The organism is Streptococcus cristatus (genome assembly GCF_008369405.1).
In the GTDB taxonomy this organism is placed as follows: domain Bacteria; phylum Bacillota; class Bacilli; order Lactobacillales; family Streptococcaceae; genus Streptococcus; species Streptococcus cristatus_G.
In genome coordinates, this window is record NZ_VSJJ01000003.1 from 1 (window position 1) to 26,699 (window position 26,699).

The 26,699-nt window shown below is 45.6% G+C and carries 25 protein-coding genes; 23 read left to right on the forward strand and 2 right to left on the reverse strand.

The annotated features are described in order from the left end of the window. The 17 genes from FXF62_RS03885 to FXF62_RS03970 all read left to right on the forward strand — a co-directional run. Window positions 1–459: hypothetical protein (locus tag FXF62_RS03885; RefSeq protein WP_149517722.1), on the forward strand; the 459-nt coding region annotated here is incomplete at its 5' end. A gap of 577 nt (window positions 460–1,036) precedes the next feature. After that, window positions 1,037–4,609 carry a DNA-directed RNA polymerase subunit beta gene (gene rpoB, locus FXF62_RS03890; protein ID WP_149517723.1) on the forward strand — a complete coding sequence of 1,191 codons (3,573 nt, stop codon included), beginning with the start codon at window positions 1,037–1,039 and terminating at the stop codon, window positions 4,607–4,609. A 38-nt stretch (window positions 4,610–4,647) separates the two neighbouring features. Continuing rightward, window positions 4,648–8,292, forward strand: a complete 3,645-nt coding sequence (rpoC, locus tag FXF62_RS03895; protein WP_149517724.1) for a DNA-directed RNA polymerase subunit beta' — start codon at window positions 4,648–4,650, stop codon at window positions 8,290–8,292. 403 nt (window positions 8,293–8,695) lie between these two features. Beyond that, window positions 8,696–9,367, forward strand: coding sequence for a CPBP family intramembrane glutamic endopeptidase (locus FXF62_RS03900; protein ID WP_149517725.1), 672 nt, complete (start codon window positions 8,696–8,698; stop codon window positions 9,365–9,367). A gap of 148 nt (window positions 9,368–9,515) precedes the next feature. After that, window positions 9,516–10,145, forward strand: coding sequence for a hypothetical protein (locus tag FXF62_RS03905; RefSeq protein WP_149517726.1), 630 nt, complete (start codon window positions 9,516–9,518; stop codon window positions 10,143–10,145). A 186-nt stretch (window positions 10,146–10,331) separates the two neighbouring features. Then, the gene (folP, locus tag FXF62_RS03910) at window positions 10,332–11,288 is read left to right on the forward strand and encodes a dihydropteroate synthase (protein WP_187984228.1); all 957 of its coding nucleotides are present in this window, start codon (window positions 10,332–10,334) and stop codon (window positions 11,286–11,288) included. Window positions 11,289–11,290: 2 nt separating this feature from the next. Then, on the forward strand, window positions 11,291–12,634 hold the full coding sequence (locus FXF62_RS03915) for a bifunctional folylpolyglutamate synthase/dihydrofolate synthase (protein WP_149517728.1): 1,344 nt from the start codon (window positions 11,291–11,293) through the stop codon (window positions 12,632–12,634). Beyond that, entirely contained in the window at window positions 12,615–13,169 is a 555-nt protein-coding gene (gene folE / locus FXF62_RS03920; RefSeq protein ID WP_002903492.1) for a GTP cyclohydrolase I FolE, read from the forward strand. Before FXF62_RS03915 ends, folE begins: the two co-directional genes overlap by 20 nt. 27 nt (window positions 13,170–13,196) lie before the next feature. Continuing rightward, complete coding sequence (folK, locus tag FXF62_RS03925; protein ID WP_149517729.1) at window positions 13,197–14,009, forward strand: 2-amino-4-hydroxy-6-hydroxymethyldihydropteridine diphosphokinase; 813 nt, start codon at window positions 13,197–13,199, stop codon at window positions 14,007–14,009. 94 nt (window positions 14,010–14,103) lie between these two features. After that, window positions 14,104–14,811: an ABC transporter ATP-binding protein gene (locus FXF62_RS03930; protein ID WP_149517730.1), complete on the forward strand. Its 708-nt coding sequence runs from the start codon at window positions 14,104–14,106 to the stop codon at window positions 14,809–14,811. Window position 14,812: 1 nt separating this feature from the next. Beyond that, window positions 14,813–15,601, forward strand: a complete 789-nt coding sequence (locus tag FXF62_RS03935; protein ID WP_149517731.1) for a lantibiotic ABC transporter permease — start codon at window positions 14,813–14,815, stop codon at window positions 15,599–15,601. Further along, window positions 15,601–16,323 (forward strand): lantibiotic ABC transporter permease, encoded by a 723-nt coding sequence (locus FXF62_RS03940; RefSeq protein ID WP_149517732.1) that lies wholly within the window; start codon window positions 15,601–15,603, stop codon window positions 16,321–16,323. Before FXF62_RS03935 ends, FXF62_RS03940 begins: the two co-directional genes overlap by 1 nt. Window positions 16,324–16,335: 12 nt before the next feature. After that, window positions 16,336–17,034 carry a response regulator transcription factor gene (locus FXF62_RS03945; RefSeq protein ID WP_149517733.1) on the forward strand — a complete coding sequence of 233 codons (699 nt, stop codon included), beginning with the start codon at window positions 16,336–16,338 and terminating at the stop codon, window positions 17,032–17,034. Then, on the forward strand, window positions 17,001–18,038 hold the full coding sequence (locus tag FXF62_RS03950; RefSeq protein WP_149517734.1) for a sensor histidine kinase: 1,038 nt from the start codon (window positions 17,001–17,003) through the stop codon (window positions 18,036–18,038). Before FXF62_RS03945 ends, FXF62_RS03950 begins: the two co-directional genes overlap by 34 nt. A 296-nt stretch (window positions 18,039–18,334) precedes the next feature. Next, window positions 18,335–18,538, forward strand: a complete 204-nt coding sequence (locus FXF62_RS03960; RefSeq protein ID WP_002896748.1) for a helix-turn-helix transcriptional regulator — start codon at window positions 18,335–18,337, stop codon at window positions 18,536–18,538. Then, window positions 18,535–18,699, forward strand: a complete 165-nt coding sequence (locus FXF62_RS03965) for a hypothetical protein (RefSeq protein ID WP_149517735.1) — start codon at window positions 18,535–18,537, stop codon at window positions 18,697–18,699. The genes FXF62_RS03960 and FXF62_RS03965 overlap by 4 nt, the downstream gene beginning before the upstream one ends. A 9-nt stretch (window positions 18,700–18,708) precedes the next feature. Further along, window positions 18,709–19,143 carry a hypothetical protein gene (locus FXF62_RS03970; protein WP_149517736.1) on the forward strand — a complete coding sequence of 145 codons (435 nt, stop codon included), beginning with the start codon at window positions 18,709–18,711 and terminating at the stop codon, window positions 19,141–19,143. 54 nt (window positions 19,144–19,197) lie between these two features. On the opposite strand, the gene FXF62_RS03975 is transcribed toward FXF62_RS03970, so the two are convergent. Both FXF62_RS03975 and pepA read right to left on the reverse strand, forming a co-directional pair. After that, a complete protein-coding gene (locus tag FXF62_RS03975; protein WP_005591255.1) occupies window positions 19,198–20,682 on the reverse strand; it encodes a DUF1846 domain-containing protein in 1,485 nt (494 codons plus the stop codon). Window positions 20,683–20,801: 119 nt separating this feature from the next. Beyond that, a complete protein-coding gene (gene pepA, locus FXF62_RS03980) occupies window positions 20,802–21,866 on the reverse strand; it encodes a glutamyl aminopeptidase (RefSeq protein ID WP_149517737.1) in 1,065 nt (354 codons plus the stop codon). Between the two features lie 126 nt (window positions 21,867–21,992). Here pepA and FXF62_RS03985 point away from each other — a divergent pair, with 126 nt between their 5' ends. The 6 genes from FXF62_RS03985 to FXF62_RS04005 all read left to right on the forward strand — a co-directional run bounded on the left by FXF62_RS03985 (window position 21,993) and on the right by FXF62_RS04005 (window position 26,656). After that, window positions 21,993–22,277, forward strand: a complete 285-nt coding sequence (locus tag FXF62_RS03985) for a DUF4651 domain-containing protein (RefSeq protein ID WP_149517738.1) — start codon at window positions 21,993–21,995, stop codon at window positions 22,275–22,277. After that, window positions 22,277–22,591 carry a thioredoxin family protein gene (locus tag FXF62_RS03990; protein ID WP_149517739.1) on the forward strand — a complete coding sequence of 105 codons (315 nt, stop codon included), beginning with the start codon at window positions 22,277–22,279 and terminating at the stop codon, window positions 22,589–22,591. The genes FXF62_RS03985 and FXF62_RS03990 overlap by 1 nt, the downstream gene beginning before the upstream one ends. Window positions 22,592–22,621: 30 nt before the next feature. After that, on the forward strand, window positions 22,622–23,248 hold the full coding sequence (gene ytpR / locus FXF62_RS03995; protein WP_149517740.1) for a YtpR family tRNA-binding protein: 627 nt from the start codon (window positions 22,622–22,624) through the stop codon (window positions 23,246–23,248). Window positions 23,249–23,328: 80 nt separating this feature from the next. Continuing rightward, complete coding sequence (locus tag FXF62_RS04000; RefSeq protein WP_015604291.1) at window positions 23,329–23,724, forward strand: single-stranded DNA-binding protein; 396 nt, start codon at window positions 23,329–23,331, stop codon at window positions 23,722–23,724. Window positions 23,725–24,020: 296 nt separating this feature from the next. After that, a complete protein-coding gene (locus FXF62_RS10735) occupies window positions 24,021–24,161 on the forward strand; it encodes a hypothetical protein (RefSeq protein WP_187984229.1) in 141 nt (46 codons plus the stop codon). 275 nt (window positions 24,162–24,436) lie between these two features. Further along, a complete protein-coding gene (locus FXF62_RS04005; RefSeq protein ID WP_149517741.1) occupies window positions 24,437–26,656 on the forward strand; it encodes a RelA/SpoT family protein in 2,220 nt (739 codons plus the stop codon). Window positions 26,657–26,699 lie beyond the last annotated feature (43 nt).

Here is a 26,699-nt window from a genome sequence, read left to right on the forward strand (position 1 = left end):
ATTTGGTTGCTCTTTTGGCCAGATGATAAACCTGAACCAGATTTTTCCTCTGCCAATAAAATTGAATTACTGGCAAGTATTCTCGCAGGTAATAACGAGGATATTATCCGAGATGCTGGCTATGGAATTCCGGATGACCCAGTGATTCGCCGATGGGGAATAAATGAACTTACAATACCTGGTAAATTAAACTTGGATGTACGCCCGCCGACTAGTTTGGAAGACAGTGAGCTTCTGATTCATTTTTCCACTATAATTGATGGTAAAGAAATAGATGCAGGTTTTTTCGTGGATAAAGAATTAAAATTGACTTATTCAAGATATACTTATATAGATAAGGATGCTATTAGGAAAAAAATTGAGATAGATGAGACTCAAGAAAGAGAGCTACTACGTCAGGTTCAAACAGAATTGAATCAGTTCTTTGAAAAAATGAAACAGCAGCTAGCTTCTAAATAGGAAATATAATAAAAGAATCATAAAATAAAGATTCGGAAGGCTGTTGATGAGCCACTCTGGGAAGAATTGGATAGGAAACATGAAGGATACATCAAAATCCAGGGTTAACATGTTCATGACGACGAGGAAGTGGATGAGAGCGACTTAAAATAAACATGCTTCTATTTCAAGATTAAAGATGAAAGTGCCCTGGAAATTAGATAAAACTACTTGAATTTTTACATAAATATGGTATAATAGTACCAATAATTTGTCGTGTGCTTTAATTGAAATATTGTCCGATTAAAGCTTGCAGCAGTTAAATCAAACTTTTTATAAGTCAGATTTAGCTGCTCTTTTTGTGTCTATTTTTCAGAATTCTAGGATTTGTAACGCAAACTTAAAGATTCTAAAAACTTAGCAAAAGGGACTGATTGTAGCTGTTTTGACGAGAGTCAATGGCGTAGAAGGGGTCTCCCCTTGGTAAGAGTGAAGAAGAGTGTGATATGAGAGGTAGATGGTTATTATTTCAATAATCGGTGAATCTCAATTCTCTCCGATTCCTCCCTCTGTACTTTATAAAAAAGGAGTTAGAAACTTGGCAGGACATGACGTTCAATACGGGAAACATCGGACCCGTCGTAGTTTTTCAAGAATTAAAGAAGTTCTTGATTTACCAAACTTGATTGAAATTCAAACAGACTCTTTTAAAGATTTCTTGGACCATGGTTTGAAGGAAGTCTTTGAGGATGTGCTTCCTATTTCAAACTTTACCGACACCATGGAATTGGAATTTGTCGGCTATGAAATCCGTGAGCCTAAATACACGCTGGAAGAAGCTCGTATCCACGATGCTAGCTACTCAGCGCCAATCTTTGTGACTTTCCGTTTGATTAACAAGGAAACTGGTGAAATCAAGACACAGGAAGTCTTCTTTGGTGACTTCCCAATCATGACTGAAATGGGAACCTTCATCATCAACGGTGGTGAACGGATTATCGTATCCCAGTTGGTGCGTTCACCAGGTGTTTACTTCAACGATAAGGTTGACAAAAACGGTAAAGTTGGCTACGGCTCAACTGTTATTCCTAACCGCGGAGCTTGGTTGGAGCTAGAAACAGACTCAAAAGACATTGCCTATACTCGTATTGACCGGACGCGTAAAATTCCGTTTACGACTTTGGTTCGTGCACTTGGTTTCTCAGGCGATGATGAGATCTTGGACATCTTTGGTGACAGTGACTTGGTGCGCAATACCATCGAAAAAGATATCCACAAGAACCCAATGGATTCTCGTACGGATGAAGCTCTGAAGGAAATCTATGAGCGTCTTCGTCCAGGTGAGCCTAAGACGGCTGAAAGCTCACGTAGCTTGCTTGTGGCTCGTTTCTTTGATCCACATCGCTATGACTTGGCTGCCGTTGGTCGTTACAAGATTAACAAGAAGCTCAACATCAAGAATCGCCTCCTCAATCAAACATTGGCAGAACATCTGGTAGATGCTGAAACAGGCGAAATTCTTGTCGAAGCTGGTACAGTCATGACTCGCAGTATGATTGACAGCATTGCAGAGCAGTTGGACAATGGTTTGAACAAGATCACTTATATTCCAAACGACTCAGCTGTCTTGACAGAGCCTGTAGAATTGCAGAAGTTCAAGGTTGTCGCACCAAGCGATCCAGACCGTGTTGTGACCATTATTGGTAACGCGAACCCATCTGACAAGGTTCGGACTGTAACACCAGCTGATATCTTGGCTGAAATGAGCTATTTCCTCAACTTGGCAGAAGGTATCGGTCGTGTGGATGATATTGACCACTTGGGGAACCGTCGTATTCGTGCGGTTGGTGAGCTTTTGGCTAACCAAGTTCGTCTCGGACTTTCTCGGATGGAGCGTAATGTTCGCGAACGGATGAGCGTTCAGGACAATGAAGTGTTGACTCCGCAACAAATCATCAACATCCGTCCAGTGACGGCTGCTATTAAAGAATTCTTTGGTTCTTCTCAGTTGTCTCAGTTCATGGACCAACACAATCCGCTATCTGAGCTTTCCCACAAGCGTCGTCTCTCTGCCTTGGGACCTGGTGGTTTGACACGTGACCGCGCTGGATATGAAGTGCGGGACGTGCACTATACTCACTATGGCCGCATGTGTCCGATTGAAACGCCTGAAGGACCAAACATCGGTTTGATCAATAACTTGTCTTCTTACGGGCACCTTAACAAATATGGCTTTATTCAAACGCCTTACCGTAAGGTAGACCGTGAAGCTGGTGTGGTAACCAACGAAATCGTTTGGTTGACAGCCGACGAGGAAGATGAATTTATCGTAGCGCAGGCAAACTCTAAGCTTAATGAAAAAGGTGGCTTTGCAGAGCCTATCGTTATGGGACGCCACCAAGGTAACAACCAAGAATTCCCATCAGACCAAGTGGACTACATGGACGTGTCACCAAAACAGGTAGTTGCTGTGGCGACAGCATGTATTCCTTTCTTGGAAAACGACGACTCCAATCGTGCCCTCATGGGTGCCAACATGCAACGTCAGGCTGTGCCATTGATCGATCCAAAAGCGCCTTATGTTGGTACTGGTATGGAATACCAAGCTGCCCACGATTCTGGTGCAGCGGTTATTGCCCAGTATAATGGTAAGGTGACCTATGCGGATGCGGATAAGGTAGAAGTTCGCCGTGAAGATGGTTCGCTAGATGTTTACCATATCCAAAAATTCCGTCGTTCAAACTCAGGAACTGCCTACAACCAACGTACCCTTGTAAAAGTTGGCGATGTCGTTGAAAAAGGCGACTTTATCGCTGACGGACCTTCTATGGAAAATGGAGAAATGGCGCTTGGACAAAACCCAATCGTTGCCTACATGACATGGGAAGGTTACAACTTCGAGGATGCCGTTATCATGAGTGAACGCTTGGTCAAAGACGATGTCTACACCTCTGTCCACCTCGAAGAATACGAATCAGAAACACGTGATACCAAGCTTGGGCCTGAGGAAATTACTCGCGAAATTCCGAACGTCGGTGAAGATGCCCTCAAAGACCTTGACGAGATGGGAATTATCCGTATCGGTGCTGAGGTTAAAGAAGGCGACATCCTTGTAGGTAAAGTGACACCTAAGGGTGAAAAAGACCTTTCAGCTGAAGAGCGCCTCTTGCACGCTATCTTCGGAGACAAGTCTCGTGAAGTCCGTGACACTTCTCTTCGTGTACCACACGGTGCCGATGGTGTCGTTCGCGATGTCAAAATCTTTACCCGCGCTAATGGTGATGAGCTACAATCTGGTGTCAATATGCTGGTGCGTGTCTACATCGCTCAAAAACGTAAGATCAAGGTCGGAGATAAGATGGCCGGACGCCACGGAAACAAAGGGGTTGTATCCCGTATCGTTCCTGTGGAAGACATGCCTTACCTTCCAGACGGAACTCCAGTTGATATCATGTTGAACCCACTCGGGGTACCATCACGTATGAACATCGGTCAGGTTATGGAGCTTCACCTTGGTATGGCAGCGCGTAACTTGGGTATCCACATTGCGACACCGGTCTTTGACGGAGCTAGCTCAGAAGATCTCTGGGATACTGTCCGTGAAGCTGGTATGGATAGCGATGCCAAGACGATTCTTTATGACGGTCGTACTGGTGAGCCATTTGACAACCGCGTTTCTGTCGGTGTCATGTACATGATCAAGCTCCACCACATGGTTGACGACAAACTCCACGCCCGCTCAGTCGGTCCTTACTCAACCGTTACCCAACAGCCACTCGGAGGTAAAGCTCAGTTTGGTGGACAACGTTTCGGGGAAATGGAAGTTTGGGCCCTAGAGGCTTACGGTGCGTCAAACGTACTTCAAGAAATCTTGACTTACAAGTCTGACGATATCAACGGACGTTTGAAAGCTTATGAAGCGATTACCAAAGGGAAACCAATTCCAAAACCAGGTGTTCCGGAATCCTTCCGCGTCTTGGTAAAAGAATTGCAGTCTCTCGGATTGGATATGCGTGTGCTCGACGAAGATGACAACGAAGTAGAATTGCGTGATTTGGATGAGGACATGGATGAAGATGTGATCCATGTGGACGATCTGGAAAAAGCACGTCAAAAACAGGCTCAAGAAGCGAAAGCGGCTTTTGATGCTGAAGGAAATGAAGAAAAATAATTCGTCGCTGATTAGATAAATAAGAAAGGTAAGAAATAGTGGTTGATGTAAATCGATTTAAAAGTATGCAAATCACCCTAGCTTCTCCAAGTAAGGTCCGTTCATGGTCTTACGGGGAAGTGAAGAAGCCTGAGACAATCAATTACCGGACCTTGAAGCCAGAACGTGAAGGTCTCTTTGACGAGGTGATCTTCGGGCCAACCAAGGATTGGGAGTGTGCCTGCGGTAAATACAAACGGATTCGTTATAAAGGGATTATTTGTGACCGCTGTGGTGTCGAAGTAACACGGACCAAGGTTCGCCGTGAACGTATGGGCCACATTGAGCTCAAAGCACCAGTTTCTCATATCTGGTATTTCAAGGGAATCCCAAGCCGAATGGGCTTGACTCTGGATATGAGCCCGCGCGCCCTAGAAGAAGTCATTTATTTTGCGGCTTATGTGGTGATTGATCCTAAGGAAACACCACTGGAGCACAAATCTATCATGACGGAGCGCGAGTACCGTGAGCGCCTCCGTGAATATGGTGCAGGTTCATTCGTTGCCAAGATGGGAGCAGAAGCGATCCAAGACTTGCTGAAACAAGTGGATTTGGAAACAGAAATTGCGGCTCTCAAGGAAGAATTGAAAACAGCTTCTGGTCAGAAACGAATCAAGGCTATTCGTCGTTTGGACGTTTTGGATGCCTTCTACCGCTCCGGCAATAAGCCAGAATGGATGATTCTGAACATCCTGCCAGTCATTCCGCCAGATCTGCGTCCAATGTTGCAGTTGGATGGTGGCCGCTTTGCCTCATCTGACTTGAACGACCTTTACCGTCGTGTTATCAACCGGAACAACCGTTTGGCTCGTTTGCTTGAGTTGAATGCACCAGGTATCATCGTTCAAAATGAGAAACGGATGCTGCAAGAAGCGGTGGATGCTTTGATTGATAACGGTCGCCGTGGTCGTCCGATCACAGGTCCAGGTAGCCGTCCACTCAAATCTTTGAGCCACATGCTCAAAGGTAAACAAGGTCGCTTCCGTCAAAACTTGCTGGGTAAACGGGTTGACTTCTCAGGACGTTCCGTTATCGCCGTTGGTCCGACATTGAAAATGTATCAATGTGGTGTGCCACGTGAAATGGCGATCGAGCTCTTCAAGCCGTTTGTCATGCGGGAAATTGTTGCCCGTGATTATGCACAGAATGTGAAAGCTGCTAAGCGCATGGTAGAGCGTGGTGATGAGCGCATCTGGGATGTCTTGGAAGATGTTATCAAAGAACACCCAGTGCTCCTTAACCGCGCACCGACCCTTCACCGTTTGGGTATCCAAGCTTTTGAGCCAGTTCTAATCGACGGTAAAGCTCTTCGCTTGCACCCACTGGTCTGTGAAGCCTACAATGCTGACTTTGACGGTGACCAAATGGCCATTCACGTTCCATTGTCTGAAGAAGCACAGGCTGAGGCTCGTATCCTCATGCTGGCTGCTGAGCACATCTTGAATCCGAAAGACGGAAAACCAGTTGTAACACCATCTCAGGATATGGTCTTGGGGAACTACTACCTGACCATGGAAGAAGCAGGTCGTGAAGGCGAAGGTATGGTCTTTAAAGACCGTGATGAAGCCGTGATGGCCTTGCGTAATGGCTATGTCCACTTGCACACTCGTGTAGGTATCGCGACAGATAGCCTCAACAAACCTTGGACAGAAGATCAAAAACACAAGATCCTCATGACCACAGTAGGTAAGATTCTCTTTAACGACATCATGCCAGAAGAGCTGCCTTACCTGCAAGAGCCGACAAATGCTAACTTGACAGAAGGCGTTCCAGCTAAATACTTCTTGGAACCAGGAAAAGACATCAAGTCTGCTATTGAAGCTCTAGAGCTGAATATTCCGTTCAAGAAGAAAAATCTAGGAAATATCATCGCTGAAATCTTCAAACGCTTCCGTACAACAGAAACATCTGCCCTGCTGGACCGCTTGAAAGACCTAGGTTACCACCATTCTACTCTGGCTGGTTTGACAGTGGGTATCGCTGATATCCCAGTTGTTGAAGACAAGGCTGAGATCATTGAAGAATCTCACAAGCGTGTAGAACAAATCACCAAGCAATTCCGTCGTGGTATGATCACAGACGACGAGCGCTACAACGCTGTTACAGCTGAATGGCGTTCTGCCCGTGAAAAATTGGAGAAACGTTTGGTTGCTAACCAAGATCCGAAGAACCCAATCGTTATGATGATGGACTCTGGAGCCCGTGGTAACATCTCAAACTTCTCCCAGCTTGCCGGTATGCGTGGTCTGATGGCTGCTCCAAACGGACGTATCATGGAGTTGCCAATCCTTTCAAACTTCCGTGAAGGTTTGTCAGTACTCGAAATGTTCTTCTCAACTCACGGTGCTCGTAAAGGTATGACCGATACGGCCCTCAAGACAGCCGACTCAGGTTACTTGACTCGCCGTCTGGTTGACGTTGCTCAAGATGTAATTATCCGTGAGGACGACTGTGGTACAGACCGCGGACTTCTTATCACTTCTATCACAGAAGGCAAGGAAATGATCGAGTCTCTGGAAGAGCGCCTCAATGGTCGTTACACTAAGAAAACGGTTAAACATCCAGAAACTGGTGCAGTTATCATTGGTCCAAATGAATTGATCACCGAAGACAAGGCGCGCGAGATTGTCAATGCTGGTGTTGAAGAAGTGACGATTCGCTCTGTCTTTACATGTAACACCCGTCATGGTGTCTGCCGTCACTGTTACGGTATCAACCTGGCGACTGGTGATGCTGTTGAAGTCGGTGAAGCAGTCGGAACCATCGCTGCCCAATCTATCGGGGAGCCTGGTACACAGCTGACCATGCGGACCTTCCACACGGGTGGTGTTGCCTCTAATACCGATATCACACAGGGTCTTCCTCGTGTCCAAGAAATCTTTGAAGCCCGCAATCCGAAAGGGGAAGCGGTCATCACAGAAGTCAAGGGTGAAGTTACTGCCATTGAAGAAGATGCATCTACTCGTACTAAGAAAGTCTTTGTCAAAGGTGCAACTGGCGAAGGTGAATATGTGGTGCCATTCACAGCCCGCATGAAGGTAGAAGTGGGCGACCAAGTTTCCCGCGGTGCTGCCTTGACCGAAGGTTCTATCCAGCCTAAGCACTTGCTGGCTGTCCGTGATGTCTTGTCTGTTGAAACTTACCTGCTTGCTGAGGTACAAAAAGTTTACCGTAGCCAAGGGGTAGAAATCGGGGACAAACACATTGAGGTAATGGTTCGTCAAATGATTCGCAAGGTGCGCGTCATGGATCCAGGTGACACAGATCTTCTTATGGGAACTCTCATGGATATCACTGACTTTACAGATGCTAACCGTGATGTGGTTATCTCTGGCGGAGTGCCTGCGACAGCTCGTCCAGTCCTCATGGGAATCACCAAAGCTTCCCTTGAAACAAATAGCTTCCTGTCTGCAGCTTCCTTCCAGGAAACAACTCGTGTCCTGACAGATGCTGCTATCCGTGGTAAGAAAGACCATCTCCTTGGTCTCAAGGAAAATGTTATCATCGGTAAGATTATTCCAGCTGGTACTGGTATGGCTCGTTACCGTAACTTAGAACCACAAGCAATCAATGAAGTTGAAATTATTGACGAAGTTGTGGAAACAGCAGAGACTGAAGAAGTTGAAACAAGCGTAGAATCATAAGAACTTGCTTGAGTTTACAATATAAAAGTCTATGAGAGGCTGGGACAAAAGTCCTAGCCTCTCAATTGTTTTTGGATTGTCGAGCAAGACGCAGTGGTTGAGTGGGCTCTACTACGCTGATTTCATCAGCTTTTACAGCCCTACTCAACTATGCGGAGGTGGGACGACGAAATCGAATTCTAACGAATTATCGATTTCTATCTCACCCTCTTTTTGTTAGGTGAACTGCATTGGTAAAGATATAAAAAATTGGAAATTTAGCGTTCCTTTTTTCTGCTAGACTGAATCAAAAGCTTAGGGAAGGAGCTCCCTAGTGAGCATGATAGTGTATTTTTTGATTTTACATGGCTCTTAGCTGTACAGGAAGGGAAAAATTCGATATACTAAGTGAAAGGAGGAAGAAATGAAAATTTTTTTGCAAAAAGTAGAATATAGTTTACTGGCTTTGTTTTTAGCCGTACAGACTCAAGTTCCTTTTGTGATGATCCAGTTTTACAAAGGTCGAGATCAAAGTTTTTCAATGGGTTACACCTTGCTTGTCCTGATGGTTTATTTTCTGATTATTTTTTATGCCCTGCGAATGGCCAAAAAAGAAGGCTTACTGACCCTTGATTTTAGCTTTTTTAATTTAAAATCAGTGATCTGGCTAGTATTATCCTATCTGATAACTTTTGGAGTTAGTATTTTTGCTGCGATTATTATGGTTCTAGAGGGCCAACTTTCAGGAACGACAGCCAATCAAACTGCTTTGCAAAACTTGTTTCAGAGTACGCCCGTTGTTTTGCTTATTGTGGGAGCTGTTTTTTCAGCGCCAATTTTGGAAGAGATTATTTTCCGTGGTTTGATTCCCCAAAAGCTGTTTCCAAAGCATGAGTTGATTGGTCTGATAGTTGGTTCTATCCTTTTTGGTTTTTTCCACGGTCCGACCAATATCGGTAGTTTTATCCTTTATGCTGGCATGGGTGGCGTCTTAGCTGTGCTAGTTCACCAGACCAAGCGTTTGGAAATGGGAATTTTAGCCCATATGTTGCGGAATGGAATTGCTATTCTGGTGATGATTGCCGCACAAGGCTAACGATAGATAATTGACAGGTGAAGAGGTCAGCTTGACCTCTTTTTTGACATTTCAGGGATAAAAAGTGACTTTTTAGGGCAGCGAGCCAACAGGGCAAATCTTTTGCTTTATAATGAGAATTGTATCTTAGCTTTAGGGAGTGAAAAATATGCGTCTCAAATTTCAAAAATCTATCCAAATCTTATTGGTAGTTATGCTACTTCAATCGAGTTTGTTGCTTTTGGTTCAGCCAATGACCAACCGCTTGGTTTTATCAAGGCCCAGTTTGCTCTTTATCTCTCTCTTTTTGCTCATTCTTTTTGGGTACGCCTCTTACTTTTCTCGTGAGTGGCGGGATTTTAAGGTAGAGCTACGGGCTTCCAAACGATTTCAGCACTTACGTTACCTTTATTTTTTGATGATTGCAAGCAACGCGGCGAGTCTTGTTCTCCTTTGTGGGCAGTCGAGTTCGGAGCTAACGCCTTTGCAGCAGCTTATCTCAAACAGTTTTTCCGCTTCCTCCTTGCTATTACTTGGCATGGATTTATTTGGGATGTCATCACAGGCTAAGCAAAACAGGCAGATGAAATATGGGAAAAGTTGGGCTTTTGCTTTGGGAATCACTCTCTTTGCTTTCCTGAGAAATCTCGGAGAATCATCTTGTTTTCTAATTTATCTAAGTTTAGGCATGGCTTTTGTCCAAGTCTTGAAAGCTTGGGTTGGATCTCTGGAATTGTCCCTGCTGGCTCATCTTCTGCGAAATCTGATTCTAATCCTCCTTTTGCCCTTCTGTTTGTAAAAAGTGTTTTCTTAAATAGTGGAATTGTGGTAAAATGATAGATGACACAAGAGCCTGAGAGGGCTGCTTGTAAGATCAAGTGCAGTTTGTAAAACTGATGCTGCATCTGCTGTTGGCTTTGCGGTACACTAGATGAGTGTGCCTTTTTTGTTGAAAGGCAGAAGTAGCAAGAGGAAAGGAAATACGATGAATCTAAGACAGCTTGCACCAGATGGCAAGACGGCCCTTTGCGGGATTCTCAATGTTACTCCAGATTCCTTTTCGGATGGGGGCAGATATGACACGGTGGAAAAGGCTCTGGAGCAGGCGCGCAAGATGATAGCTCAGGGAGCTCACCTGCTGGATATCGGTGGAGAGTCGACTCGTCCGCGTCCGGGCAGCCATTTTGTGGACATAGAGGCGGAAATAGGGCGTGTTGTGCCGGTCATTGAGGCTCTTCGTCGGGAGACTGATATCCTCATTTCTGTGGATACCTGGAAAGCACCAGTTGCAGAAGCAGCTTTGGCCGCTGGAGCCAATATCATCAATGACATCACGGGACTCTTAGGTGATGAGAGAATGGCAGCCGTGGCCGCCAAGGCTGGAGCACCAGTTATTGCCATGTTCAACCCAGTCATGGCTCGGCCCCAACATACTAGCTCGAAAATCTTTCCGACTTTTGGCTTTGGACCTGCTTTTACGGAGTCAGAATTAGCAAATTTTGAGCAGCTGGATATTCAGGCTCTTATGTGGGCATTTTTTGAAAAGACACTGGCAAGAGCTGAGAAAGTTGGGCTGGAGCGTGAGCAAATCATGCTGGATCCAGGGATTGGTTTTGGCCTGACCAAGCGGGAAAATCTCTTGCTCTTACAGGAGCTGGGGAGCATTCATCAGGCTGGCTTTCCCATTTTCCTGGGTGTCTCTCGCAAACGCTTTTTGGTCAATATCTTGGAGGAAAATGGTTTTGAGACCGACCCAGAGACGGAAACTGGTTTTCAAAACAGAGACATGGCTTCAGCTCATTTGACCAGCATTGCAGCTAGTCAGGGTGTCGAGGCTGTCCGAGTGCATGATGTGGGTGTCCACCGAATGGCAGCCGAGATTGGCGATGCCATTCGACTGGCTCAGAAAATGGAAGATCTAAATTTACGGCAGTATAAGTGAGTATGATAAAAGAAGAATTGCCAGATTTAAGCTGGCTGGAAGCCTATCGGACGGATAGTCCTAATTTTGGCTTGGAGCGGATGGAGCGGATGCTGGCGCTGCGGGGAAATCCTCATTTGCAGCTGTCAGTGATTCATATAGGAGGGACCAACGGGAAGGGCTCAACTATTTCCCACCTGCGTCAACTCTTGGAAATGCGAGGTCTGTGTGTGGGAACTTTCACCTCCCCCTATCTGATCAGCTACAATGAACAAATCGCCATCAATGGTCGTCCTATTTCTAATCAAGATTTGGGGCGCCTGCTAGATACTTATCGAGCTCTCTTTGAGGAGCAAGCGCACGATGAGATCCTGCAGGGTGTGACTGAGTTTGAAATCATGACGGCTTTGGCCTATGATTATTTGGCTCAGGAGCAAGTCGATGTGGCCATTATGGAGGTCGGCATGGGCGGTCTCTTAGACAGCACCAATGTCTGTCGCCCCGATTTGACAGCCATTACGACCATTGGCTTAGATCATGTGGCTTTGCTGGGGCATTCTCTGGCAGCAATTGCTGAGCAGAAAGCTGGGATTATCAAGCCAAATGTGCCCTTGGTGACTGGACGGATTGAGCCAGAAGCTTTGGCGGTCATAGAGGGCAAGGCCCATCAAAAGCAAGCGCCTCACTATGTTTATGGGCAGTCTTATCAAGTTCAGAGCTTGGGCGGGACTGACTCAGGAGAGCATTTTAGCTTTTCCAATGCTCATCGGGAGGTGGCGCCTTATCTGACGCCTCTGTTGGGACAACATCAGGTAGATAATGCTGGTTTGGCGATTCAGCTCTGTGACCTCTATTGTCAGAGCAAGCAGCTACCGCTGTTAACAGAAGATCAAGTTAGCGCGGCTTTACTAGTAACCAGTTGGCCGGGGCGGATGGAGCAGATTTTGCACCAACCTCGTATCTTGCTTGATGGCGCCCACAATCCTCACGCTATGGAGAGATTGACGGGGACTTTGAACCAACATTATCCAGACTTGGATAAGAAAATCCTTTTTAGCTGTATCCAGACCAAGTCTCTGGAGGAAATGGTGGATCAGCTCAAGCAGGTGCCTAAGAGTCAGCTAATTTTGACCAGTTTTGCAGATCCGCGGAGCTTTCCCAAAGAAAAAATGGAGGCGCTGGCTTGCGAGCAGGGCTTGAACTATGCTGCTTGGCAGGACTTTTTAGAGGCTTATTTGAAAGCTGAGCATAGGGACGATGAGCTCTTGCTGATTACGGGCTCCCTTTATTTTCTGGCTCAGGTTAGGGCCTATATCATTGACAAAGAAAAAGAACATAGGAGTATATATGGACACGAAGAAAATTGAAGCAGCTGTTGCTCAGATTATTGAGGCGGTTGGCGAAGACGGAAGCCGCGAAGGCTTGCAGGAGACGCCACAGCGCATTGCTAAAATGTACCAGGAAATCTTTGCTGGGCTGGGCGAGACTGCTGAGGAGCATCTGGCTAAGTCTTTTGAAATCATTGACAATAATATGGTAGTGGAGAAGGATATTTTCTTTCATTCTATGTGTGAGCACCACTTCCTGCCATTTTACGGGAAGGTTCACATCGCCTATGTGCCTAATGGTCGGGTAGCAGGCTTGTCCAAGCTTGCCCGAACGGTAGAGGTCTATGCCAAGAAACCGCAGATTCAAGAGCGATTGACCGTGGAGATTGCTGAGGCCTTGATGGATTATCTGGGTGCTCAGGGAGCCTTGGTCTGGGTGGAAGCTGAGCATATGTGCATGAATATGCGCGGAGTCAGAAAGCCTGGCACTGCAACGGTTACTACAGCAGCGCGCGGCATTTTAGCGACGGACAAGGACCTGAAAAATGAAGCTTACAAATTGATGGGACATTAAGGACTTGACAATAAGGAGAGGAGAGTCATGGATCAGCTACGGATTAAGGATTTGGAAGTGTACGCCTATCATGGTGTTTTTGGAGCGGAAAAAGAATTGGGCCAGCGTTTCGTGCTGGATCTGATTTTGGACTATGATATGACCCGAGCGGCCAAAACAGGCGACCTGACAGCTTCTATCCACTATGGAGAATTAGCTCAAGATTTGACCCGCTGGTGTCAGGAAGGTAAGGAAGACTTGATTGAGACGCTGGCTTACAAGTTGATTGATCGGGTTTTTCTGACTCATCCTTTGGTACAGAAGGTCAGCTTGGAGGTCAAGAAGCCTTGGGCACCGGTGCCGCTGCCTTTAGAGACCTGCTCAGTCAAGCTAGTGCGTCAAAAGCGGAAGGCCTTTATCGCTCTGGGCAGCAATCAAGGCAGCCCAGATGCCAATCTGGATGCTGCTTTGGAAAAAATGGCAGAGCAAAATATAAAAATTTTGCAGGCATCGAGCCGTATCGAGACAGAGCCTTGGGGTGGCGTTGAGCAGGATCGGTTCCTCAATCAAGTTGTTGAAGTTGAGACTTGGCTCAATCCTGAGGAGTTGATGCAGACACTCTTGGCCATCGAAGCTGATTTAGGGCGCGTGCGGGAGATCAAATGGGGACCGCGCGTGATTGATCTGGATATTCTTTACATAGGACAAGAAGAGTTTTATAGTCCGGACTTGATTGTTCCTCATCCTTATGTGGCTGAGCGAGCTTTTGTCTTGCAATCTCTGGTGGAAATCGCCCCACACTTTGTCGATCCCGTGCAGAAAAAAAGTATCCGCCAACTCTGGGATGCAGTCGAAAAATGAGAAAAGAAACTTGTCGCAAGGCAAGTTTCTTTTCTTGTCTGAACTTTCTCTGAACTTGTCCTTGTATACTAAAGAAAAACAAAAGGAGTTCAGTATGGAACATATGGTGAAAATAGAAGGAGTCTGCAAAAAGCATGGAAGCAAGCAGATTTTAAAAGATATTTCTTTTACAGCTAGAAGTGGTCGGATTACAGCTTTTCTGGGTCCAAATGGTGCAGGGAAAAGTTCGACCTTGAGGATTCTCTTGGGGTTAGATCGGGCGACAGCAGGAACTGCGACTTTTGATGGGCAAACCTATCAGTCAATGACTTATCCGCTCAGAACGGTAGGTGCAGCCTTTGACGGCATTGGCGGTCTGCCCAATCGAAAGGTCTATGACCACTTGAGAATTATTGCGGCGAGTAATGCTATTCCCAAGTCTCGGATCGATGAGGTTTTGGAGATGACTGGAATTGCTCATAAGAGGAAGGACCTCTTGTCAAGCCTGTCTCTGGGGGAAGGTCAGCGGTTGGGTTTAGCAGCAGCTTTGCTGGGTGATCCTCAGTTTCTTATATTAGATGAGCCGACCAATGGCTTGGATCCAAGTGGGATTAAGTGGTTTAGAAAGTTCATCAGTCAGCAGGCTGATTTAGGGAAAACGGTACTTCTATCTTCCCATATCTTGTCAGAGGTGCAAATGGTGACAGATGATGTGGTCTTGATTCATCATGGGCGAATTATTGAGCAGGGACGATTGGAAGAGGTGCTGCAAGATTCAGACAGTCTAGAAGATCTCTTCTTTGATTTGACAGAGGAGGTTTAAGATGAAAGAAACGATGTCCTTATTGCATTCAGAGTGGTTGAAAATCCGCTCAACCAAGGCTTTCAGAGTGAGTATGGCCTTCATGCTGCTATTGGTACCTGTCGTATCCTGGCTGGAGGGCCGACAGTATTTATCTGTCGGCTTGGATGCCACACCTGAGACGGTTCCCGGTCTGGCAGAAGCCATTGACCCGCTGGAATATCTAGGCCTCAATGGTGCCTCAATGGCAGGCATGGTTTTGGTCATCTTAGCTGGAATTTTGGGAGCTATGGAATTTCAGTCTCATAGCTTGAGAACTGGCCTCTTGACCTGTAATAACCGCCTGAAGCTGCTTGTGGGGAAACTCATGACCTTTGCTTGCTTTTCTCTTGCCACTAGCTTTTTATCAATCTACTTTAGTTATATGGTCATGCATCTGGCTTTAGGAAAGGAAGGGCTTGATCCGATTCTGCTCAATCAGGCAGCTTGGAGTCTGATTTTGTGGAAAACCTTAACTCTAACCCTATTGGGAATCCTTTCGTTTTTGTTAGGTTTATTGGCTCGGACCATGCTAGTTCCTCTGCTTTTTCTCGTACCCCAGATCTATAATCTGGGAAACTACCTGGCAGCTCACACGAGTTGGGGAGCTTATTTGCCACAGCCAGCAGGAGAGTTGTTTACTGCAACGCCAACTTCCCAATATGTCAACAATCCCTTGCAAGGGTTGTTGATACTTGGTGCATGGTTACTAGTCATCGGCGGTATGACCTCTCTGCGCTTTTTGAAGACGGATTTAGGAGGGCGCTACTGATGATCAAAGCTCTGCTTAGAAGTGAATGGATTAAGTTCCGTTCTTACTATCTCGCTCTTGGTGCCGCCTTGGCGGCTCTGGTAGCCGTTCCTTTTTTTCTGTTGAATCTTGACTATAGTCAGACAGCAGTTGGCCAGACGAAGGCTCTGAGCGAGGCTTTGCATGCTCTCTATCTGGCGCAGCCTGTCATGGTCATCTTTACTTCCCTCTATTTTGCCCAGGAGTTTGTCAAGTCAGGGATGCGAACGAATTTTCTAACCGTATCAAATAGAAAGGCTTGGTTGGCCGGGAAACTCCTTTTTCTGACCTTGCTGCTCTTGGCTCTCTACAGTGTCATGATAGGCAGCTGTTTCCTTGTTATGCTGGCTCGTTTTGACCTAGACTTTAGCTGGTCCTTGCTGGGGAAATTCTTCTATTATAGCTCTTTTGGTCTTCTCAGCAATCTTTTTCTGGCTTTTTTAACTGCCGGCCTCGCTTTGCTATTTCAATCTTGGGTTGTGCCGGTGTCGGTACTCTTTCCTCTCTTGATTGGTCTCAGCCGTTTATTGGCAACTTTCATCAAAGAAGCAAAATACCTGCCCGATCTGGCTACACTAAATCTTTTTGAGTATGAAGGACTTCAGCATTCAATAGATCTCTCAGGGCTGGGAATACAGCTGTTCTGGTTAGCTTTGGTTTGGAGCTCTGCTATATTCTTAACCTTGAAACGAGATGTTCGCTAGAGGTATGCTATAATGGAAATCATGAGACAGTATCGTATTTTGGTGGTTGATGACGACCGGAGCATTTTGAAGCTGGTAAAAAACGTCCTAGAGCTTGATGCTTATGATGTGAAGACACTTGATCGGATAGAAAATCTAGAGCTGACGCATTTTGTCGGATATGACTTGATTCTGCTGGATGTGATGATGGAGCCTGTTAATGGTTTTGAGCTGTGTTCCTACATTCGTCCTCATCTATCGTGTCCAATCATCTTTTTGACGGCCAAGGAGTTGGAAGCGGACAAGGTGGAAGGACTCTTTCGCGGAGCAGATGACTATATTGTCAAGCCTTTTGGGACCAAAGAATTGCTGGCGCGTGTCAGAGCTCATCTTCGGCGTGAGGAAAGACGGAAGGAGCGATATTCTGAAATTGCTTCTTGTCAATTTTATCCAGAGCGCTATGAAGTTGCCTGTTTTGGTAAAGTCTTGAAATTTTCAGAGCGAGAGTTTAAGTTACTGCATTTACTAGCTAGCAATCCCAAGCAGACCTTTTCAGCTGAACGCCTACATACCTTGCTTTACCCAGAAAGTTCAGAAACACAGCTTCGCTCCATCTCCGAATACGTATATCAGATTCGTCAAAAATGCAAACAAGAAGGGCTGCAAGCAATCGCAACAGTGAGAGGAGTAGGCTATAGATGGCAATTAGAACCCGAAATTTCAAAAGCCTAGTCTGGACAACCAGTTTAAAAATCGTCTTTTTCCATGTTTTGATTTTTGTGCTTATAGGTTATGAATTTACGCAAGGAAGTGATCACGTTCTTTTCACCTTGTTCTTCTGGGCAGGGAGCTTGTTGCTGATTACTTTTTATCATATTTTGAAATTGCTCCGAAAAATCGACAGGGAAATAAAAATGTTAACGAGCGAGAAGCTTTTAGAAGAAAATCAAAGCCAACTTTTTCGGATTGAGGAAATGCTAGAAGTTTATAGCGATTTACGGAGCAGCCATCAAGAAAATGCTCGTCTTCTAGAAAAAGAGCAGCAGCATAATCAGGAGTTGATTTTACAGCTATCAGCGACATCGCACGATTTGAAGACGCCTCTAACTGTGATTAAGGGGAATGCTGAGCTCTTGGAATTGGCGCAGTTGGGCCAGCCACAGGCAGACTATACTGCTGAGATTTTGCAGGCTAGTCAAAAGATGGAAGAGTATTGTGGCTCTTTGATTGATTACGCTAAGACTTTTCAGATTGATGCTAATCAGTTCAGTCAGCTTTCCTTAGGGGACTTTTTGGCTGATCTCCAGGACGACTGGGCACTGTTCAGCAAACAGGAAAGCTATAGTTTCTACCTCCAAGAAGATTGTGATCTTAGTCTGATTTTGTCGATTCATTTGGACTATCTCAAACGGGCTTTGCTCAATATTTTACTGAATGCGCTTGAACATGCTGACCAGGACCAAAAGGAAGTGAAACTGACGGTATCAGTGCAGCAGGACCAGTTGGTTTTTGCTATCTGGAACAACGGCCCTTCATTTTCAGAGGAGATGCTGCTGGGAGCGGAACGGCTCTTTTACCAGAGTGATCAAAGCCGCAATTCAGCTAATCCCCATCATGGTATCGGATTAGCCTTTTCTAAGCAGGTAGCCCTCTTGCATGGTGGTTGTCTGACCCTGTTCAATCCAGATCAAGGAGGAGCCTGTGTCGAGTTGACTGTAGCTTTAAAAGGCAAATAACAAAGGAAATCAATAAAGATGATAAAAGAGAGTGAGACAGAAATTGGTAATTCGTTAGAATTCGATTTCGTCGTCCCACCTCCGCACAGTTGAGTAGGGCTGTAAAAGCTGATGAAATCAGCGTAGTAGAGTCCACTCAACCACTGCGTCTTGCTCGACAATCCAAAGACAATTGAGAGGCTAGGACTTTTGTCCCAGCCTCTTTTTTGCCGCTTTCTTCTTGACAAAACATGTAAAGGAGACTATACTATGTTTGAAAAGTAAAGTTTGTTTTACATTACAGAAAGGAGGTAGCCTTGGAAAATCGAATTCAAGAATTGCGAAAAAGAAAAAAGCTCAGCCAAGAAGAACTGGCTGAGAAGCTAGAGGTCACGAGACAAACGATTATTTCTTTGGAAAAAGGCCGCTACAATGCTTCGCTGCTTTTGGCTCATAAAATTGCATCCTTTTTCAATTTAAGGATTGAAGAAGTTTTTCTCTTTGAGGAGGATGAATCATGAAATGGACTTATTTGTCTAAATGGCTATTGGCTATTTTGGTGGTGGTTGGCTTATCTTATCTGCATTTGCAAGCCAATCTTATTCCTAAGGAAATCCTGCCTTTTGTGGGAATGTTCCTGATTGTCGTGATTTTGAAAATTTTTCAAGCGTATGAAAAATAGGAGGATGATATGGAAGCATTAACTAAACAAGAATTTCGGAAAAAACTTCAAAAGAAAGTGATCATAGGTCGCATCCTAATCCTAGTCCTCTGGCTGGGACTGGGATGGAGCTACATTCATTCTCTGGATGATTTACAGGAAGGCATCATGGTGGGTCTGCTTTTAGGGATTTCTTTGATGGTTCTGCGTTATAATCTTGCCTTGAAACAGGAGGAAGTCTTTAATAGGCTCTACATTCAGGTGACGGATGAGCGCAATCGGATGATTGACGAAAAGACTCGCACCCTGCTTTTTGATATCCTTTTACTGTTAGCAGCAGGGCTAAGCCTTCTGTCTATGATTTTTCCTATCATTTTAAATCTCAATCAGTTTCTGACCTTGACTATTATCCTGGTTTTGGGCCTTTACTATCTCTTGCGTTTTCTCCTGTCCAAGCGTTATTAACAAAAAAAGCTGGCAGAGCCAGCTTTCTAAACAAGCTTTTAACAGAGCTTGTTTTTATTTTCTATAAAGTCGATCATACTGATGAACAGGATCCATGGTTACATGGATGCCTAGTTTGCGCAGGACATTTTTGTCTTCATCTGTCAGCATTACGGTTGAATGAGCTTCGCTGCCCTTGAGATTTCCAAGCTCTTGCATGGCTTGTGCGGCATCTTGATTTTCCATGGCTGTGATCGCCAGAGCCATCAAGATTTCATTGGAGTGGAGGCGAGGATTGCGGCTACCCAGATGATTGATTTTCAGGCCTTGGATTGGCTTGACATACTCGGGTTCAATCAGCTTGGTTTCTTTGGCAATGTTGGCTAACTTCTTAATGGCATTGATCAAGACCGCTGCCGTAGGACCAAAGAGTTCAGAGGTCTTACCAGTTACGATTTCACCGTTTGGCAATTCCAAAGCCAGAGCTGGCTCACCAGTGCTTTCAGCCTTGGCACGCGCAGCAACGGTTACCTTACGGTCCAGCGGTGTGATGCCCAAGTCATTCATCAAGAGTTCGATTTTCTTGATAGCAGATTCAGAAACGCGCTCCGCCTTGAAGTCTAGAATCGTCTGGTAGTAGCGGCGAATGATTTCCTGTTGAGAAGCCTCTATAGCAGCGTCATTGTCTACAATGGCAAAGCCGACCATGTTGACGCCCATGTCTGTTGGAGAAGCATAAGGTGATTTACCCAGGATGCGCTCCAGCATACGCTTAAGGACTGGGAAAATTTCGATATCACGGTTGTAGTTGACAGTGGTTTCGCCGTAGGTTTGCAGGTGGAAAGGGTCAATCATATTGACATCGTCCAAGTCCGCTGTTGCTGCCTCATAAGCTAGATTGACCGGATGGTGTAGGGGCAGATTCCAAACTGGGAAGGTTTCAAACTTGGCGTAGCCTGATTTGATGCCATTGATTTGGTCGTGGTACATATTGGACAAGCAAGTAGCTAACTTACCAGAACCAGGACCAGGCGCAGTCACTACGACCAGATTTCGACTGGTCTTGATGTAGTCGTTTTTCCCCATTCCCTCAGGCGAGATGATGTGGTCCATATCAGTAGGGTAGCCCTTGATTGGATAGTGGATATAGGAGTCAATCCCGTTCTTTTCTAGCTGAGCGCGGAAGAGATCAGCTGCTGGCTGACCAGAATATTGGGTAATGACTACGGATCCTACATAAATATCCAGCTCGTTAAAGGTATCGATTAGGCGCAGCACTTCTTGGTCATAGGAAATGCCCAAGTCCCCACGTGCTTTAGAGTGCTCAATATTATTGGCATTGATAGCAATGACAATCTCTACTTGGTCCTTGAGCTCTTTGAGAAGTCTGATTTTATTGTCCGGCTCATAGCCTGGCAGGACACGGGCAGCATGGAAGTCTTCCAGCATTTTACCGCCGAATTCCATGTACAATTTGCCCTCAAATTGATTAATGCGCTCCAAGATATGGTCGCGCTGCAGGTTTAAATATTTTTCAGAATCAAAAGCAATTTTTTTCATGTATAGTTTCACCTCTGGTAAGCATTATAACAAAATTTTCTTCAAATTGGAAAATTAAAAGAGAGTATATTATATAAAATAGATAGCAGCCCGAATGAAGAACGGGCTGCTTCTCGAAATCAGTAGTTGGTAATCGTGTCCACGGTTGAGCGATCCAGCTTTTTGACCAGCGCTTGCAGGAAGGCTTGGGCTTGTAGGAAATCGTCCATGGCATAGAGAGTTTGATGAGAATGAATGTAGCGGGCGCAGACACCGATTGTGGTAGATGGGACACCACCGCTTTGGAGATGGGCAGCACCAGCATCCGTTCCGCCCTTGCCGCAGTAGTATTGATACTTAATACCAGCTTCTTCTGCGGTTGTCAAGAGGAAGTCCTTCATAGCTGGTAGCATGAGATGGCCGGGATCAAAGAAACGAATCAGCGTTCCATCACCGATGGCTCCTTGGCCGCCATAGATGTCACCTGCTGGAGAGCAGTCCACAGCCAGGAAGACCTCAGGAGCAAATTTTGTCGTAGAAGCATGGGCACCACGCAGGCCAACCTCTTCTTGAACATTGGCACCGATGTAGAGTTGGTTACCTAGTGATTGACCAGACAAGGCTTGAGCCAATTCGCTGACCATAAGGACGCCGTAGCGGTTGTCCCAGGCTTTGGAGATGATATTTTTTCCGTTAGCTGTGAGAATAGCCGAGCTGTCTGGCACGATGGTGTCACCCGGACGGATACCATAGCTTTCAGCTTCTGCCTTGTCCGCAAAGCCGCCGTCAAAGACAATATCTGCAATTTGTGGCATAACTGGTCCGCCAGATCCACGCGTTAGATGAGGAGGGACAGAGCCTGAGATGACAGGAATTTCTCGGCCTTCACGGGTAAAGAGTTTAAAGCGTTGGCTGCTCACGACCAATGGATTCCAGCCACCGATTTCCACTACGCGGAAAGTCCCGTCGGGCTTGATCTCGCTGACCATAAAGCCAACCTCGTCCATGTGAGCCGCAACCAATACACGGGGAGCATTTTCAGCTTGGGAATGCCGAACCCCAAAGATGCCGCCTAGACCGTCGGTAACAACCTCATCAACGTGAGGAGTGAGTTTTTCTCGCAGATAGCCGCGAACAGGTGCCTCGTGACCAGAGATTGCTGAAAGCTCGGTCACTTCCTTGATTTTTGAAAATAAGTCAGACATAAATTTACCTTCTTTCTGCCTCTATTTTATCACTTTTTTAGAGGGAATAACAGGATGAACTAGAAGAAGCTGAGAAATCTGCAATATTGTTTGTCGCCTCTACGCTTTTGTGTTAAAATATTCTACATGAAAGCTAAAAAAATCATTTTAACAACAACCGCTCTTTTGGGAGCAGGAGCCTTGGCCTTTGGAGCTGCCAAGCTTGTGCAGGAGCAGAAAAGACTGCGTAATAGAGAAGAAATTGTTCAGGTCGTGCGGGAATTTTTTGCCAGCCGAGGACCGATTGCAACGGTTTATGTGGAACTTTATGAATCAAACGACAGCCGTACAGTTGGAGGGGTTGTCCTAGAAGACGACCGTCATTTCACCTTCGTCTATGAGAATGGTCAGTTGACCTACGAGGAAGAGTGATGATTCAGCCGCAAAGTGTGGAGGAGTTGGCTTCTTATGTAGAGCATAAGGGGAAGACTGTCTTCTTTTTTACAGCAGATTGGTGTGGAGACTGTCGCTTTATCAAGCCTTTCCTGGCGGAAATTGAAGCTGAAAATCCTGAGTTTACTTTTGTTGAGGTGGATCGGGATCAGTATATGGCTGTGGCCAAAGAATGGGATGTTTACGGGATTCCGAGTCTAATCGTTTTGGAAAATGGGCAAGAAATTGGTCGGTATGTCAATCGCGACCGCAAGACGAAATCCCAAATAAATGATTTTTTAGCAAATTTATAAGAAGTTTTTAAAAGTATTTTGGAGGAAGAAATGATTTTTACATACAACAAAGAGCATGTCGGAGATGTCCTCATGGTCATCGCTGCCGATGATCAGGGAGCTAAGCTAAGCGCTGAGCGCAAAGGGAATGTTGCGCGTGTTTACCGTGAAGATAATGGACAGACAGTGGCTTGGAACATTTTTGAACTGTCAGACCTTTTTGAAATTGCAGAGCGCGGACAAGTTCAGCTGACGGATGAGCAGGTTGCGACTCTCAATCAAGAATTGACCAAAGAAGGCTTCCAAGCGGAGCTGGTTAAGGACCCAGAGCCTAAGTTTGTTGTGGGAGAAATCCTTGAGATGGTAGCCCACCCTGACAGTGACCATCTGAATATCTGCCAAGTGCAGGTGGCAGCTGATCAGACGGTTCAAATCGTGGCTGGCGCTCCGAATGCTCGTGTCGGTCTCAAGACGATTGTAGCTTTGCCTGGTGCTATGATGCCGAAGGGCAATCTCATCTTCCCAGGAGAACTCCGTGGCGAAAAGAGTTTTGGTATGATGTGCAGCCCACGGGAGCTTCAGTTGCCAAATGCACCGCAAAAACGTGGTATCATTGAATTGGCCGATAGTGAAACGGTCGGAACGGCTTTTGACCCAGTCAAACATTGGCAGTCTTAAGACTTAGTATAGAAAAGGAAATCGTGATTTTCACGATTTTTTTGTCTTTTCTCGCGAATAAATAGATAGGAGGAAAGAATATGTATAATAAAGTCATTATCATTGGCCGGTTGACGGCTACACCAGAGTTACACAAGACAGCGAATGACAAGTCGGTCGCGCGTGCGACAGTGGCGGTGAATCGCCGGTATAAGAGCCAAAATGGAGAGCGTGAAGCGGATTTTATCAACCTTGTTGTCTGGGGGCGCTTGGCTGAAACCTTGGCAAGTTACGCTAGTAAGGGGAGTCTGATTTCTCTGGATGGAGAATTGCGGAGTCGCCGCTATGAAAAGGATGGAACCACTCATTATGTGACAGAAGTTCTTTGCAGTGGTTTTCAGCTTTTAGAAAGCCGAGCTCAGAGAGCACTCCGTGAGAATAATACTGGAGCAGACCTAGCAGATTTGGTACTGGAAGAGGAGGAACTTCCTTTTTAAAAGTGGTTTTTCTGACCTCGAGTGTTCATGATAAAAGAGAAGAAAGTTAGGAAAGTGTTCCTAGCTTTTTTGATTAAAGCATAGGTGTAGAAATGAGCAACGAAAGTAGCATCAAGCTTTACAAAATTGTCAGGAAAAAGTGCTTTTATAAAGGGATTTCCATTGTTTTCCTTTCTTAAATTTGGTATAATAAAGGTGAATCCAGAGGCAGGCTAGAAAGGAAAAAATCGGGAACGAAACAGCCGCTAATGGTCGCTTTGCACATTGCAGTTTGAAATAAGGAGAGGAGGTTTATCATGTCTTTGTCTACCTTATTTGAAGTATCAATAGCTATTTTGGGTGTGGCCTCTGCTGCTTACCTCATCTATGCCTATTATGAGTTTCTAAAAGATATAGCTCATATGGAGAAAGTACATCATTTTCATCACGGAGGTTGAGACAAATGTGTCTCGGCCTCGCTTTTTATTAGAAAGAGATCCTTGAGGTTGCAGCTGCTTGCTCAATAGCCATGGATTGTCGAGCAAGCTCGTGGGGCGGGGACTATTTGTAAGGTCTGGGAAAGTTTTTTAAGTCTTGCCTCAGAAACAAGGGAGGCAAGCTAAAACTTTGAAAACGCAGTTCTATTCTGCTACCGTGCTTTTATTCTAGTCCTCTTGGTTTTCATATTGATTTAAAAATGTTAAAATAGTAGGCAAGAAAGCGGAGAGAATGCATGCCAAAAGAAGAAAATTTAACGGGGAATCAGGTTGTAGCCCTAACAAAAAAATATTTAGCTGCAGAGGATGTGGCTTTTGTTCAAAAAGCGTTGATTTATGCGATGGAATGCCATAGCGGGCAAACTCGTAAGTCGGGAGAGCCCTATATTGTCCATCCGATTCAGGTGGCGGGAATTTTAGCCAAGCTCAAGTTGGATGCTGTTTCAGTAGCCTGTGGTTTTTTGCATGATGTCGTAGAGGATACGGCGGCGACCTTGGACGATCTGGAGCGGGAATTCGGCCATGATGTGCGCGTGATTGTGGATGGTGTGACCAAGCTTGGGAAAGTCAAATACAAGTCTCACGAAGAACAGTTGGCGGAAAATCATCGCAAGATGCTCATGGCCATGTCTGAAGACCTTCGAGTGATCTTGGTCAAGCTGGCTGACCGTCTGCATAATATGCGTACTCTGAATCATTTACGGCCAGACAAGCAGGAACGAATTTCGCAGGAAACGATGGAAATCTATGCTCCTCTGGCCCATCGTTTGGGGATTTCCAGTGTCAAATGGGAATTGGAAGACTTATCTTTCCGTTATCTCAATCCGACGGAATTTTATAAAATTTCCCACATGATGAAGGAGAAGCGTCGAGAGCGGGAAGCTCTGGTAGAGGAAGTTGTCCACAAGATTGAAACCTACGCAGGCGAGCGCAATCTGCACGGAAAGATCTATGGTCGTCCCAAGCATATTTACTCCATCTACCGCAAAATGCAGGACAAGAAGAAGCGGTTTGATGAGATCTACGATCTGATTGCCATTCGTTGCATTTTGAGCACTCACAGTGATGTCTATGCTATGCTGGGCTATATCCATGAGCTTTGGAAACCCATGCCTGGGCGTTTCAAGGATTATATTGCCAACCGCAAGGCTAACGGCTACCAGTCCATCCATACGACCGTTTACGGACCTAAAGGTCCAATTGAGTTTCAGATTCGGACCAAGGAAATGCACGAAGTGGCAGAATACGGGGTCGCCGCTCACTGGGCTTATAAAAAGGGGATAAAGGGTCAGGTTGATGGCAAGGAATCTGCCATCGGGATGAATTGGATCAAGGAATTGATGGAATTGCAGAACCAGTCTGGTGATGCTAAGGAATTTGTTGATTCGGTTAAGGAAAGCTATCTTGCTGAGGAGATTTATGTCTTTACGCCGAATGGCGAGGTGCGCTGTCTGCCCAAAGATTCTGGTCCGATTGACTTTGCTTATGAGATTCATACCAAGGTTGGGGAGAGGGCGACAGGAGCCAAGGTTAACGGTCGCATGGTGCCTCTGAATACCAAGCTGAAAACAGGGGATCAGGTGGAAATTGTCACCAATGCTAACTCCTTTGGGCCTAGCCGTGACTGGCTCAATATTGTCAAGACCAGCAAAGCCAGAAATAAAATCCGTCAATTCTTTAAAAATCAAGATAAGGAATTATCTATCTCCAAAGGGCGGGAGCTCTTGCAGGCTCAATTTCAGGAGAATGGTTATGTAGCCAATAAGTACATGGACAAGAAGCACATGGAAGAAGTGCTGCAAAAGACCAGCTATAAGACTGAAGAAGCGCTTTTTGCGGCGATTGGTTTCGGTGAGGTTGGGGCCATTAGTATTTTCAACCGTCTGACAGAAAAAGAGCGCCGTGAGGAAGAGCGGGCCAAGGCCAAAGCAGAGGCAGAGGAATTGGTCAAGGGCGGTGAAGTTAAGGTCGAAAATAAAAAAGACACCCTTAAGGTCAAGCACGAAGGCGGTGTGGTCATTCAGGGGGCGTCTGGTCTCCTCATTCGGATTGCCAAGTGTTGTAATCCTGTGCCGGGTGACGACATTGTTGGTTACATTACCAAAGGACGCGGCGTGGCCATTCACCGGCAAGACTGTATGAATCTCAAGGCTCAGGAAAATTATGAACAGCGCTTGCTTGATGTGGAATGGGAAGAAAATAATTCGACCAAAGAGTACACGGCCCATATTGATATTTATGGTCTCAATCGGTCTGGCCTCCTTAACGATGTGCTGCAGGTGCTGTCCAATACCACCAAAAATATCTCAACGGTTAATGCCCAGCCGACCAAGGATATGAAATTTGCTAATATCCATGTTTCTTTTGGCATTGCCAACCTGTCCATGCTGACGACGGTGGTGGATAAGATTAAGAGTGTGCCAGAGGTCTACTCGGTCAAACGGACCAATGGCTAAGTGCGAGCCTGTCAGAGTAGATAGTAGTCAGAAATGAAGGAAA